The organism is Mycobacterium asiaticum (genome assembly GCF_001673315.1).
In the GTDB taxonomy this organism is placed as follows: domain Bacteria; phylum Actinomycetota; class Actinomycetes; order Mycobacteriales; family Mycobacteriaceae; genus Mycobacterium; species Mycobacterium asiaticum_B.
In genome coordinates, this window is sequence record NZ_LZLQ01000129.1 from 78,217 (window position 1) to 90,567 (window position 12,351).

The following is a 12,351-nucleotide window of genomic DNA, read 5'->3' on the forward strand; positions in this document are numbered from 1 at the left end:
ACGTACGGTGCGAATGATGCTTGTGATGCTAATGGCGCTACCAGTGGAAACCGACGCCGTCCGTCCGATTTAGCTCGAGGAGATCCAAGTCGTATGAGACGGACACGCCCACGCTCCGCTTCGCGAACCGCCACCAGGCTGGTACGACCAGCCATCCCGGTGGTGCTGAGCGCGGCGCTGCTGTTCTGCACTCCCGAGTTGGCCTCCGGGGTCGCATGGGCGGACCCTGCCGCTGACTCGATGGCGGTGCTGATCGCCAATGTCGCTAAGGCCAACCAGCGCTTGGAGGATCTCAGCGCAGCGGTCGAGATGGAGCAGGAAAGCGTCAACAAAGCTCTGGTGGCCGTCGAGGAGGCCCGCGAACGCGCCGAATCGGCCGGCCACGAACTCGAGGTCCACCAGCAGGCGGTCAAGGACGCGAACGCGGCAATCGCCGCGGCGCAACACCGCTTCGACACCTTCGCCGCGGCCACTTATATGAATGGTCCGTCGGACGGTTATCTCACCGCGCGCAGCCCGGAAGACATGATTGCCGCGGCCACCGCCAGCCGAGCCCTGGCCGCGAGTTCCAGGACTGTGATGGCGAAGCTGGAGCGCGCCCGTACCGAGCAGGTCAACAAGGAATCGGCGGCGCGACTGGCCAAAGAGACGGCCGACCGGGCCGCCGCCGATGCCAAGGCCAGCCAGGACGCGGCGGCGGCCGCACTCGGCGAGACCCGGCGCAAGTTCGACGAACAACGCGAAGAAGTCAACCGCGTCGCTGCCGAACGCGAGCAGGCCGAGGCCAAACTGCAGGCGGCCCAACTGGTCGCGTGGACAGCGGCAGGCGGACAGGGTGCGCCGCCGAACGGCATGTGGGACTCCGCCGACGGCCCCGGCGGCGGACGCCGCTGGGACGGCTGGGACCCCACGCTGCCGCAGGTCCCCAGCGCCAACATCCCCGGCGACCCGATCGCCGTCGTCAATCAGGTGCTTGGATACTCGGCGACGTCGGCGCAGGTTACCGCCCAGATGGGCAAGAATTTCCTGCAGCAACTGGGGATTCTCAAGCCCGACGACACCGGCATCACCAACGCCAGGGCTGGCGCTACTTCAGGCCGGATCCCCCGGGTGTACGGCCGGCAGGCCTCGGAGTACGTCATCCGTCGCGGCATGGCGCAGATCGGCGTGCCGTACTCCTGGGGCGGCGGCAATGCCGCGGGGCCGAGCAAAGGGATCGACTCCGGGGCCGGCATCACCGGCTTCGACTGTTCGGGCCTGGTGCTGTACTCGTTCGCCGGGGTCGGCATCAAGCTGCCGCACTACTCGGGTTCCCAGTACAACCTCGGCCGCAAAATCCCGACGGCTCAGATGCGCCGCGGCGACGTCATCTTCTATGGCCCGGGCGGCAGCCAGCACGTGACCATCTACCTCGGCAACGGCCAGATGCTCGAGGCGCCCGACATCGGTCTGAAGGTGCGGACTGCGCCCGTGCGCACCAGCGGCATGACGCCCTTCGTAATCCGCTACATCGAGTATTAACGAGGATCCATGCGTCACAAGCGATTTCGTTTCTCCCTAGCCTGGATCACCGTCTTGGTGACTGGGCTTTTGATCACTCTGGCCCCTCCGGCCGCGGCTGAGGGCGAGTGGGACCCCACGCTGCCGGCAGCGATCAGCGCCGGGGCGCCGGGTGACCCGCTCGCGGTCGCCAACGCCTCGCTGCAAGCCACCGCCCAAGCCACCCAGACCACGCTCAATCTGGGTCAGCAATTCCTCAGCGGGTTGGGGATCAACCTGGGTGGTAACGCCGCACCTGCCGCCGCCAACACCAGCGGAAGCCGGATTCCGCGGGCAAACGGGCGGGAGGCCATCGAGCACGTGATCCGTCGCGCCGGGTCACAGATGGGTGTGCCGTACTCCTGGGGTGGCGGCTCGCTGGAGGGGCCCAGCAAGGGCGTCGATTCCGGCGCCGGCATCAACGGCTTCGACTGCTCGGGTCTGATGCGCTATGCCTTCGCCGGCGTCGGGGTGCTGATCCCGCGGTTTTCCGGCGACCAGTACAACGCCGGGCGCCACATTCCGCAGAACGAAGCCAGGCGCGGAGACCTCATTTTCTACGGCCCGAACGGCAGCCAACACGTCACCATGTATCTGGGCAACGGACAGATGCTGGAAGCGTCCAGCCTGGCCGGCAAAGTCACGATCAGCCCGGTGCGCAAGCCCGGCATGACGCCCTATCTGACTAGGATCATCGAGTACTGAGCCAGGTGGGCTGCCCGAGCGTGCGTCGACGGATCCCCAGACGCCTGGAATAGTTGAACGCGGGCACGTCGCTGCCCGGTGACGTTAGTCGGGTCGGCAGTCGTGTCGGGATGAGCTGTGGAGGGTTGTTGATGACATCAGCAGGAGGCGGTTACCCGGGTCCGGGGGGGCATTCAGCCCCGCCCACCCAGGAGGCGCACGTGAGTGGCTCTCCCGGTGGATCGGACGGGCTCGCCGCCGAGGTACACACCCTCGAGCGGGCAATCTTCGAGGTCAAGCGGATCATCGTCGGCCAGGACCAGCTGGTAGAGCGCATGCTCGTCGGGTTGCTCGCCAAGGGGCACGTGTTGCTGGAGGGTGTCCCCGGCGTCGCCAAGACGCTGGCGGTCGAGACCTTCGCGCGCGTGGTCGGCGGGACGTTCGCCCGTATCCAGTTCACCCCGGACCTGGTGCCCACCGACATCGTCGGTACCCGCATCTACCGGCAGGGCAAGGAGGAGTTCGACACCGAACTCGGACCGGTGGTGGTCAACTTCCTGCTCGCCGACGAGATCAACCGTGCGCCGGCGAAGGTCCAGTCCGCGCTGCTCGAGGTGATGGCCGAACGGCACGTATCCATCGGCGGTAAGACCTTCCCGCTGCCCAATCCGTTCCTGGTGATGGCGACCCAGAACCCCATCGAACAAGAAGGTGTCTACCCGCTGCCCGAAGCGCAGCGGGACCGCTTCCTGTTCAAGATCAATGTGGGCTACCCGTCACCCGAAGAAGAGCGGGAGATCATCTACCGGATGGGTGTGACCCCGCCGCAGCCCAAGCAGATCCTGGACACCGGCGACCTGCTGCGGTTGCAGACGGTCGCGGCCAACAGTTTCGTGCACCACGCGCTGGTCGACTACGTCGTCCGGGTGGTGACCGCGACCCGGCACCCCGAACAGCTGGGCATGAACGACGTCAAGACCTGGATCGCGTTCGGCGCCTCGCCCCGTGCTTCGCTGGGCATCATCGCCGCATCCCGGGCGCTGGGCCTGGTGCGGGGCCGCGACTACGTCATCCCGCAGGACATCATCGACGTCATTCCCGATGTGCTGCGACACCGACTGGTGCTCACCTACGACGCGTTGGCGGACGAGATCACCGCTGAGACCGTTATCAACCGCGTCCTGCAGACGGTGGCGCTGCCGCAGGTGAACGCTGTTCCGCAGCAAGGACATTCGGTTGGCCCGGTGATGCAGGGTGCCGCGGCGGGCGGTCGGTGACAGATAAGAAGGCGGTTCGTCATCCGCCCTCGATGCTGCGCGGCACCATCGACGACCCGAAGTTGTCGGCGGCGCTGCGTACCCTCGAACTGACCGTCAGCCGCAAGCTGGACGGCATCCTGCACGGTGACCACCTTGGTCTAATCCCGGGGCCGGGCAGTGAGCCGGGTGAGTCGCGGGTCTACCAGCCCGGTGACGACGTGCGCCGGATGGACTGGGCGGTCACCGCGCGCACCACCCACCCCCATGTGCGGCAGATGATCGCCGACCGCGAGCTGGAGACATGGCTGGTGGTCGACATGTCGGCCAGCCTGGACTTCGGCACGTCCACCTGCGAGAAGCGGGACTTGGCGGTGGCGGCCGCGGCGGCCATCTCGTTCCTCAACGTCGGCGGCGGAAACCGGCTGGGTGCGCTCATTTCCAACGGCGAGAACATGATTCGTGTGCCGGCGCGTTCGGGTCGCGAGCATGTCCACACGATGCTGCGCACCATCGCGACCACGCCCAAAGCGCCGGTCGGGGTGCGCGGTGACCTGGCCGCGGCTATCGACGCCCTGCGCCGGCCCGAACGCCGTCGCGGCATGGCGGTGATCATCAGCGACTTCCTCGGGCCGATCAACTGGATGCGCCCGCTGCGCGCCATCGCTGCCCGTCATGAAGTTTTGGCCATCGAGGTGCTGGATCCCCGCGACGTCGAACTGCCCGACATCGGCGACGTGGTGCTGCAGGACGCCGAGTCCGGCGTCGTGCGCGAATTCACCATCGACGCCCAGCTGCAAACCGATTTCGCCAAAGCCGCGGCAAAGCATCGCGACGATGTGGCCCGCACCATCCGCGGCTGCGGTGCGCCGTTGATGACGCTGCGCACCGACTCCGACTGGATCGCCGACATCGTTCGATTCATCTCCTCCCGCCGGCGCGGAGCGATGGCGGGACGCCGGTGACGCAATTGCTCCCCTTGCTCGAGACGGGTCTGTTATGACGTTGCCGTTGCTGGGGCCGATGACACTGTCCGGCTTCGAACACTCCTGGTTTTTTCTGTTCCTGCTGGTCGTCGCCGGGCTGGTCGCGCTGTATGTCGTTCTGCAGCTGGCGCGGCAGCGGCGGATGTTGCGCTTCGCCAACATGGAGCTGCTGGAAAGCGTTGCGCCTAAACGACCTTCGCGCTGGCGGCACGTACCGGCGATTCTGTTGGCGCTCTCGTTGGTGCTGTTCACCGTGGCCATGGCGGGCCCGACGAACGACGTGCGTATCCCGCGCAACCGCGCGGTGGTGATGCTGGTCATCGACGTGTCGCAGTCGATGCGCGCCACCGATGTCGAGCCCAACCGGATGGTCGCCGCGCAGGAGGCAGCCAAGCAGTTCGCCGACGAACTCACGCCCGGAATCAACCTCGGTTTGATCGCCTACGCGGGCACCGCGACAGTGCTGGTTTCGCCGACCACCAACCGGGATGCCACCAAGGCCGCGCTGGACAAGTTGCAGTTCGCCGACCGCACCGCCACCGGCGAGGGCATCTTCACGGCGCTGCAGGCCATCGCCACGGTCGGTGCGGTGATCGGTGGCGGCGACACGCCGCCGCCCGCGCGCATCGTGTTGTTCTCCGACGGTAAAGAGACGATGCCGACCAACCCGGACAACCCCAAGGGCGCCTTCACCGCTGCGCGCACAGCCAAGGACCAGGGGGTGCCGATTTCGACGATCTCGTTCGGCACGCCGTACGGGTTCGTGGAGATCAACGATCAGCGTCAGCCGGTGCCGGTTGACGACGAGACCTTGAAGAAAGTTGCGCAGTTGTCCGGCGGGAACGCTTACAACGCCGCGACTTTGGCGGAGCTGAAGGCGGTCTATGCCTCACTGCAGCAGCAGATCGGCTACGAGACCATCAAGGGTGACGCGAGCGTGGGCTGGCTGCGGTTGGGTGCGTTGGTGTTGGCGATCGCCGGACTGGCCGCGCTGCTGATCAACCGGCGCCTGCCCGCGTAGGTCTTGGGCTTTTTACGCCTAGCTCTCTTGTTTCCGCCGAGCGTTACCTGGCTGCCATTTTGGGCCCACGATTTGGCAGCCTGGTTACGCTCGCGAGTGATCACGAGGCCCCGCGCGAGGTTCGGGCCTGCCGCACTCGATGGATGATGTCTGTGGGGTGGTCTCCAGCGACGACCCGAACCACGATCCAGCCGAAACGGTGTGTCACTTTCTCGTGTCGGCGGATGTCCTTCCTGACGTGGTACCGATCGGTCAGGTGATGGTCGCCGTCGTACTCGGCGGCGACCTTGATGTCTTCCCAGCCCATATCCAAGTAGGCCTCCGCCCAACCCCATTCATTGCACACCGCGATTTGCGTCTGCGGACGCGGAAAGCCCGCGCGGATCAAGAGCAATCGCAGCCAGGTTTCCTTCGGGGACTGAGCTCCGCCGTCGACGAGGTCGAGAACGGCTCGGGCGGATTGAACGCCGCGGCGTCCTTTATAGCGGCTGACTAATAGCTCGACGTCGGCCATTTTCAGTTCGGTTGCCTGCATCAGGGCGTCGACAGCTGCAACGGCGCGGTCCAGCGGAAGTCGCCGGGCGAGGTCGACGGCCGTCCTCTCCGGTGTGGTGACGCGCATGCCGTTGACGACGCAGATCTCGTCGGGCTCGATGCGTTCCTCCCAGACCAGCACACCGGGCGCCCGGCGACGGTTCGTGTCGATGATCGCGGCGGGAAGATCCGCGTGGATCCACCTCGCACCATGAAGAGCGGAAGCCGAATAACCGGCCAGCACGCCACGTCGGCGCGAGCGCAACCACAGCGCTCTTGCACGTACATGCGCGGTTAGTTCGAGATCGCGCGGTACGTACACGTCCTTATGGAGCGCGACATAGCGGCTCCGCAGCTGGTACTTCGTCAAAACGCCGGCAGCTAGAGCCTCGCTTCCTAGGAAAGGATCTGTCATGACCAGAAGTGTGCTGGGTCACACCGACAGCGCTTCGCGAGCGTAACCCCGCTGCGGAATCTGCCAGCGAATCTCGCTACCCGGTTACGCTCGGTCGCCGGGTCGTGCCGCAGCCCGGCAGCAAGCTCGGCGGCAAGCCTGGTAGCAAGCTCGGCAGCAAACCCGCCAGGCCAGCCGGTTTCTTGGCAACCCTGATGAGGCGATAGGTTGACGGGGTGACTGACAGCGCCGTAGGAGCCGGCAAACCCGAGTTCGTATCCCGTTCAGTGCTGGTCACCGGCGGAAACCGGGGCATCGGACTGGCTATCGCGCAGCGGTTGGCCGCCGACGGACACAAGGTCGCCGTTACCCACCGCGGATCCGGGGCGCCCGAGGGCCTCTTCGGCGTCGAGTGTGACGTCACGGACAGCGACGCCGTCGACCGCGCCTTCAAGGAGGTCGAGGAGCACCAGGGTGCGGTCGAGGTGCTGGTGTCCAACGCCGGCATTTCCGCGGACGCCTTTCTGATCCGGATGACCGAGGAGCGGTTCCAGAAGGTCATCGACGCGAACCTCACCGGGGCGTTCCGGGTGACCCAGCGCGCCTCGCGGAGCATGCAGAAGAAGCGCTTCGGCCGGATCATCTACGTAGGCTCGGTTTCGGGCAGTTGGGGAATCGGCAACCAGGCCAACTACGCGGCTTCCAAGGCGGGGCTGATCGGCATGGCCCGGTCGATCTCGCGAGAACTGTCTAAGGCCGGAGTCACCGCGAACGTGGTGGCCCCCGGATATATCGACACTGAAATGACCCGGTCGCTCGATGAGCGGATCCAAGAGGGCGCACTGCAATTCATCCCGGCCAAGCGCGTCGGCACCGCCGCCGAAGTCGCCGGGGTGGTCAGCTTCCTAGCGTCCGAAGATGCAAGCTACATCGCCGGCGCGGTCATACCCGTCGACGGCGGCATGGGTATGGGCCACTGATTCCACTCAAGACATAAGGACGGACATGGCAGGACTGCTCGAAGGCAAACGAATCCTGGTCAGCGGGATCATCACCGACTCGTCGATCGCGTTCCACATCGCGCGGGTCGCCCAGGAACAGGGCGCTCAGCTGGTGCTCACCGGATTCGACCGAATGCGGCTGATCCAGCGCATCGCCGACCGGTTGCCCCAGAAGGCGCCGCTGATCGAACTCGACGTGCAGAACGAAGAGCACCTGTCAACCCTCGCCGACCGGGTGCTGGCCGAGATCGGCGAAGACAACCGCCTGGACGGCGTCGTGCACTCGATCGGGTTCATGCCGCAGACCGGCATGGGCATCAATCCGTTCTTCGACGCGCCCTACGAGGACGTGTCCAAGGGCATCCACATCTCGGCCTACTCCTACGCGTCGTTGGCAAAAGCGTTGTTGCCGATCATGAACCGCGGCGGGGCGATCGTAGGCATGGATTTCGACCCCACCCGCGCGATGCCGGCGTACAACTGGATGACGGTCGCCAAGAGCGCCCTGGAATCGGTCAACAGGTTCGTGGCCCGCGAGGCCGGCCAGGTCGGCGTACGCTCGAATCTCGTTGCAGCGGGACCGATTCGGACGCTGGCTATGAGCGCCATCGTCGGTGGCGCGCTGGGTGAGGAGGCCGGTGCCCAGATGAAGCTGCTGGAGGACGGCTGGGACCAGCGTGCGCCGATCGGCTGGGACATGAAGGACCCGACGCCGGTCGCCAAGACGGTCTGCGCGGTGCTCTCCGATTGGCTGCCCGCGACGACGGGCGACATCATTTACGCCGACGGCGGCGCCCACACCCAATTGCTGTAAGCATCATGGACTTTGACGCCGTCCTGCTGCTCTCCTTCGGCGGCCCGGAAGGCCCGGAACAGGTGCGGCCGTTCCTGGAAAATGTCACGCGGGGCAGGAATGTGCCACCTGAACGGCTGGACGACGTCGCCGAGCACTACCTGCATTTCGGCGGGGTGTCACCGATCAACGGCATCAACCGGGCGTTGATCGCCGAGCTGGAGGCCGAGCAGGATCTGCCGGTGTATTTCGGCAACCGCAACTGGGCGCCTTACGTCGAGGACACCGTCAAGACTATGCGCGACAACGGTATTCGATGCGCAGTGGTTTTCACCACGTCGGCGTGGAGTGGCTACTCCAGCTGCACGCAATACGTCGAAGACATCGCACGCGCGCGCGAAGCGGCCGGCCCGGACGCGCCGAAACTCGTCAAACTGCGGACCTACTTCGACCATCCGCTGTTCGTCGAGATGTTCAGCGACGCGGTCGCCGCGGCCGCCGCATCGGTGCCCGCCGATGCGCGGTTGGTGTTCACCGCGCATTCGATCCCGGTTGCTGCCGACCAGCGCTGCGGACCGAACCTCTACAGTCGCCAGGTCGCGTATGCCGCACGGCTGGTCGCCTCCGCAGCGGGTTACGCCGAGCACGACCTGGTGTGGCAGTCACGCTCTGGCCCGCCGCAGGTCCCTTGGCTCGAGCCCGACGTCGGCGACCATCTCAAGGTGCTGGCGGACACTGGCACCAAAGCCGTAATCGTCTGTCCCATCGGATTTGTCGCCGATCACATCGAGGTGGTTTGGGACCTGGACCACGAATTGCGGTTGCAAGCTGAGGCGCTGGGCATCGTGTTGGCCCGCGCCAAGACACCCAACGCCGATCGCCGGTTCGCCCAGTTGGCCGTGGACCTGGTCAACGAGCTGCGAGACGAACGCGCCCCGGCACGGGTGAGCGGCCCGGATCAGGTATCAGGATGCCTGGCCAGCAGCAACGGCCAACCGTGCCGCCCACCGCACTGCGCTGCCGGCTAGTCCGCCCAGGCCGAGTGCAGGATTGCCGTGACCGCGGCCATCCGCGCCGAACGGACCACCGCGGTAAGGGGCCGCAACGCGTCGGTGGCAATCTGGCCCTCCGAGGATGACTGCGTCCCGGCCAGTTCCGGTGCGGCGGTTATCCGATCGGCCAGACGGCTCGAGCCCGCGCTGACCGCGATGATCGCGTCAACGTGCGCGGCGTTCTCCAAGACTCGCAGCGCGCGCGTCGGCGCATGGTCGGGAACCCGGTGTTGCCGTGACGATTCCAGCAGCTGCTCCACCAGGCCGCGCGGATTCTCGACGTCATTGTTGGCCGATCCGAGCCCCATGGTGCTCAGCGCATCGGCGGCCGAACGTACGGCCGAGCGCAATGCGTACTCGGCGTCGCCCAGTTCGTGGTGGTCGAACACCGGCGCTGCCGGTAACGAGTACACCATCCATGTCAGCGCACACAATTCAGGCTCGTCGTGCTCGCCGATCTCATCGAGATCGCTGTACGCGACCTCCGGCACCAGACCGATCGCGGCGCCGGGTTCGTCCGGGTTGGTGACGATCACGGCTTCGCCCGCGGCCAACGCGTCCCGCTCGAACTGGGACCCAGCGAAAAGCCCGCGCACATCGCCGGGCACCGGCAGCACCACATTGATCGTCCCGCGCAAGCTGCCGGGCGTCCGCGGCGACTTGCCGCCGACCGCAGCGCGCAACGTCTGCAGCAGACACACCGTCCCCGCGTCGCTGACATCGGGCCAGGGCAGCCCGGTATGGCCAGCAGCGATCGCATCGTACGCGGCGACCGATTGCTTTGGCGCCCAAAGGGATAGCGCGTCCAAAACGTCGTCCGGGGCGGCCTTGCCCGCGAGCCAGGCATTGGCCCACATCGACAGCGAAACACTCGGGCACCACATGATCACGCAGTGTAATAGTTCGCCGCCAGTTGAGGTGGATCGTCGTGGGTGGCGCGTATCCTGTGCCCATGCCCGTGGCGCTGATCTGGTTGATCGCAGCGTTGGTGCTCGTCGGTGCGGAAGCGCTTACCGGCGACATGTTTCTGTTGATGCTCGGCGGCGGCGCGCTGGCTGCGTCGGGCAGCAGTTGGTTGACCGATTGGCCGCTGTGGGCCGACGGCCTTGTTTTTCTGATTGTCTCGGTCCTCTTGCTGGCGCTGGTGCGGCCGGCATTGCGGCGACGGCTGACTTCCGGAAAGACCGTCAAGATGGGCGTGAGCGCGCTGGAAGGCAAGAGTGCCCTGGTCCTCGATAGGGTCGCTCACGACGCCGGCCAGGTGAAGCTGGACGGCCAGGTATGGACGGCCCGCCCGCTTAACGCGGGCGACGTGTTCGAACCCGGCGAGTCGGTGACGGTGGTGCACATCGACGGTGCCACGGCTGTGGTCTTCAGAGACCTTTAGGCGCTCGGAAAGGGGCTCCGATGGAAGGTGCGGTTGCAGGTTTGGTGTTGCTGGCCGTTCTGGTCATCTTCGCCATCGTCGTGGTGGCCAAGTCGGTCGCGTTGATCCCACAGGCTGAGGCGGCCGTCATCGAGCGGCTGGGGCGCTACAGCCGCACCGTCAGTGGTCAGCTCACGCTGTTGGTGCCGTTTATCGACCGCATCCGCGCCCGGGTGGATCTGCGGGAACGGGTGGTGTCCTTCCCGCCGCAACCGGTCATCACCGAGGACAACCTCACGCTGAACATCGACACCGTGGTCTACTTCCAGGTCACGGTGCCTCAGGCGGCGGTCTACGAGATCAGCAACTACATCGTCGGCGTCGAGCAACTCACCACCACCACACTGCGCAATGTCGTCGGCGGCATGACCCTCGAGCAGACGTTGACCTCCCGCGACCAGATCAACGCGCAGTTGCGCGGGGTGCTCGACGAGGCGACCGGTCGCTGGGGTCTCCGGGTCGCGCGGGTGGAATTGCGCAGCATCGACCCGCCGCCCTCGATTCAGGCCTCGATGGAAAAGCAGATGAAGGCTGACCGGGAAAAGCGCGCGATGATCCTGACCGCCGAGGGCACGCGGCAGGCGGCGATCATGCAGGCCGAGGGGCAGAAGACGTCCCAGATCCTGGCTGCTGAGGGCGCCAAGCAGGCCGCGATCCTGTCCGCCGAGGCAGAGCGGCAGTCCCGGGTGCTGCGAGCCCAAGGTGAGCGGGCCGCCGCATATTTGCGGGCACAGGGGGAGGCCAAGGCCATCGAGAAGACGTTCGCCGCGATCAAGGCCGGCCGACCGACGCCGGAAATGCTTGCCTACCAATATCTGCAGACGCTGCCGGAGATGGCCCGCGGTGACGCCAACAAGGTGTGGGTGGTGCCCAGCGATTTCAACGCCGCTTTGCAGGGGTTCACCAGGATGCTCGGCAAACCGGGTGAAGACGGGGTGTTCCGGTTCGAGCCATCCCCGGTTGACGACGCACCGCGTCACTCCGCCGCGGACGATGATGCCGAGGTAGCGGAATGGTTCGCCAACGACGCGGATCCGGCGATCGCCCAAGGGTCGAGTACGGAAATCTTGTCCCGCAATCCGCTGACCGGCCCGCCTGAGTTGCGCAAATAGGATGGCCGGATGAGCACTCTGACCTCACCCAAGACCTACGCGGCGCTGGCGGCGCTGCAGGCCGGCGATGCCGTTGCGTGCGCAATCCCGTTGGCTCCCATCACGACCGCGTTGGACACCGTGGGACTTCCGGAGAGCGTTCGCCCGGTGTTGCCGGTGGTGAAGGCAGCTTCCGCCGTCGGCTTGGCGTCAGTGACTCGGTTTCCGGCCCTCGCCCGGTTGACCACAGCGCTGCTCACGCTGTACTTCGTGCTGGCCCTGGGTGCGCACATTCGGGTGCGCGACAAGGTTGGCAATGCGGTTCCCTCGGCGGTATTCCTGGCGCTGTTCGCGGCGATGACGGCTAAGGGGCCGGACGCGGACTAGCCCGCCAGGCGTAGTTCCACCATCGGCAGTGGACTCTCACCGATCGGGGCGCCGAGCGTCTGGGTAAGGACGTGTTGGAACTGCTCCCAAGCCCGCGGGTGACGGCGTCGGTATTCGGCCAGGACGCTCTCGGCTTCTTGTTCGCTCAGTACCCGAGCGACCGCCGGCGCGGGCGGGCGGCTGCGCA

12 protein-coding genes and 2 pseudogenes are annotated in these 12,351 nt (G+C 66.2%); 11 read left to right on the forward strand and 3 right to left on the reverse strand.

Annotated features, from left to right (window positions below):
• Positions 1–93: 93 nt before the first annotated feature.
• The 5 genes from ripA to A5636_RS21145 all read left to right on the forward strand — a co-directional run bounded on the left by ripA (position 94) and on the right by A5636_RS21145 (position 5,486).
• Positions 94–1,521, forward strand: a complete 1,428-nt coding sequence (ripA, locus tag A5636_RS21125) for an NlpC/P60 family peptidoglycan endopeptidase RipA (protein ID WP_065160580.1) — start codon at positions 94–96, stop codon at positions 1,519–1,521.
• A 9-nt stretch (positions 1,522–1,530) separates the two neighbouring features.
• A complete protein-coding gene (gene ripB, locus A5636_RS21130; RefSeq protein WP_065160581.1) occupies positions 1,531–2,244 on the forward strand; it encodes an NlpC/P60 family peptidoglycan endopeptidase RipB in 714 nt (237 codons plus the stop codon).
• Positions 2,245–2,375: 131 nt separating this feature from the next.
• Entirely contained in the window at positions 2,376–3,500 is a 1,125-nt protein-coding gene (gene moxR1 / locus A5636_RS21135) for a chaperone MoxR1 (RefSeq protein ID WP_065160582.1), read from the forward strand.
• A 32-nt stretch (positions 3,501–3,532) separates the two neighbouring features.
• A complete protein-coding gene (locus tag A5636_RS21140; RefSeq protein WP_081287913.1) occupies positions 3,533–4,444 on the forward strand; it encodes a DUF58 domain-containing protein in 912 nt (303 codons plus the stop codon).
• A 34-nt stretch (positions 4,445–4,478) separates the two neighbouring features.
• Entirely contained in the window at positions 4,479–5,486 is a 1,008-nt protein-coding gene (locus tag A5636_RS21145) for a VWA domain-containing protein (protein WP_065160584.1), read from the forward strand.
• A gap of 100 nt (positions 5,487–5,586) precedes the next feature.
• Here A5636_RS21145 and A5636_RS21150 read toward each other — a convergent pair whose 3' ends face one another.
• Positions 5,587–6,435 (reverse strand): type IV toxin-antitoxin system AbiEi family antitoxin, encoded by an 849-nt coding sequence (locus A5636_RS21150; protein ID WP_065160585.1) that lies wholly within the window; start codon positions 6,433–6,435, stop codon positions 5,587–5,589.
• 215 nt (positions 6,436–6,650) lie between these two features.
• Here A5636_RS21150 and fabG1 point away from each other — a divergent pair, with 215 nt between their 5' ends.
• From fabG1 to A5636_RS21165, 3 genes and pseudogenes are all read left to right on the forward strand, one after another.
• Positions 6,651–7,394: a 3-oxoacyl-ACP reductase FabG1 gene (fabG1, locus tag A5636_RS21155; protein WP_065160586.1), complete on the forward strand. Its 744-nt coding sequence runs from the start codon at positions 6,651–6,653 to the stop codon at positions 7,392–7,394.
• 25 nt (positions 7,395–7,419) lie between these two features.
• Positions 7,420–8,229 carry an NADH-dependent enoyl-ACP reductase InhA gene (gene inhA / locus A5636_RS21160; protein ID WP_065160587.1) on the forward strand — a complete coding sequence of 270 codons (810 nt, stop codon included), beginning with the start codon at positions 7,420–7,422 and terminating at the stop codon, positions 8,227–8,229.
• A 5-nt stretch (positions 8,230–8,234) separates the two neighbouring features.
• Positions 8,235–9,267 (forward strand): annotated as a pseudogene (locus A5636_RS21165) (ferrochelatase).
• Here the strand turns inward: A5636_RS21165 and A5636_RS21170 are convergent.
• Entirely contained in the window at positions 9,233–10,144 is a 912-nt protein-coding gene (locus tag A5636_RS21170; RefSeq protein ID WP_065160602.1) for a hypothetical protein, read from the reverse strand. The pseudogene A5636_RS21165 and the gene A5636_RS21170 overlap by 35 nt on opposite strands.
• A gap of 68 nt (positions 10,145–10,212) precedes the next feature.
• Between A5636_RS21170 and A5636_RS21175 the strand changes: the two genes are divergently transcribed.
• Genes A5636_RS21175 through A5636_RS21185 form a run of 3 tightly spaced genes read left to right on the forward strand, consistent with a single transcriptional unit; the run spans position 10,213 to position 12,164 of the window.
• On the forward strand, positions 10,213–10,647 hold the full coding sequence (locus A5636_RS21175) for an NfeD family protein (RefSeq protein WP_065160589.1): 435 nt from the start codon (positions 10,213–10,215) through the stop codon (positions 10,645–10,647).
• A gap of 20 nt (positions 10,648–10,667) precedes the next feature.
• On the forward strand, positions 10,668–11,798 hold the full coding sequence (locus A5636_RS21180; RefSeq protein ID WP_065160590.1) for an SPFH domain-containing protein: 1,131 nt from the start codon (positions 10,668–10,670) through the stop codon (positions 11,796–11,798).
• Between the two features lie 9 nt (positions 11,799–11,807).
• Complete coding sequence (locus tag A5636_RS21185) at positions 11,808–12,164, forward strand: DoxX family protein (RefSeq protein ID WP_065160591.1); 357 nt, start codon at positions 11,808–11,810, stop codon at positions 12,162–12,164.
• Here the strand turns inward: A5636_RS21185 and A5636_RS26655 are convergent.
• Positions 12,161–12,351, reverse strand: a pseudogene (locus tag A5636_RS26655) (nitroreductase family deazaflavin-dependent oxidoreductase); the annotation flags it as partial. The gene A5636_RS21185 and the pseudogene A5636_RS26655 sit on opposite strands and share 4 nt — an antisense overlap.

Coding starts and splice junctions, on each gene's coding strand:
- A5636_RS21150 (WP_065160585.1), bottom strand. CDS start 6,435: ATGACAGATCCTTTCCTAGGAAGCGAGGCTCTAGCTGCCGGCGTTTTG.
- A5636_RS21170 (WP_065160602.1), bottom strand. CDS start 10,144: ATGTGGTGCCCGAGTGTTTCGCTGTCGATGTGGGCCAATGCCTGGCTC.
- ripA (WP_065160580.1), top strand. CDS start 94: ATGAGACGGACACGCCCACGCTCCGCTTCGCGAACCGCCACCAGGCTG.
- A5636_RS21175 (WP_065160589.1), top strand. CDS start 10,213: ATGCCCGTGGCGCTGATCTGGTTGATCGCAGCGTTGGTGCTCGTCGGT.
- A5636_RS21145 (WP_065160584.1), top strand. CDS start 4,479: ATGACGTTGCCGTTGCTGGGGCCGATGACACTGTCCGGCTTCGAACAC.
- A5636_RS21140 (WP_081287913.1), top strand. CDS start 3,533: ATGCTGCGCGGCACCATCGACGACCCGAAGTTGTCGGCGGCGCTGCGT.
- moxR1 (WP_065160582.1), top strand. CDS start 2,376: ATGACATCAGCAGGAGGCGGTTACCCGGGTCCGGGGGGGCATTCAGCC.
- A5636_RS21180 (WP_065160590.1), top strand. CDS start 10,668: ATGGAAGGTGCGGTTGCAGGTTTGGTGTTGCTGGCCGTTCTGGTCATC.
- A5636_RS21185 (WP_065160591.1), top strand. CDS start 11,808: ATGAGCACTCTGACCTCACCCAAGACCTACGCGGCGCTGGCGGCGCTG.
- inhA (WP_065160587.1), top strand. CDS start 7,420: ATGGCAGGACTGCTCGAAGGCAAACGAATCCTGGTCAGCGGGATCATC.
- ripB (WP_065160581.1), top strand. CDS start 1,531: ATGCGTCACAAGCGATTTCGTTTCTCCCTAGCCTGGATCACCGTCTTG.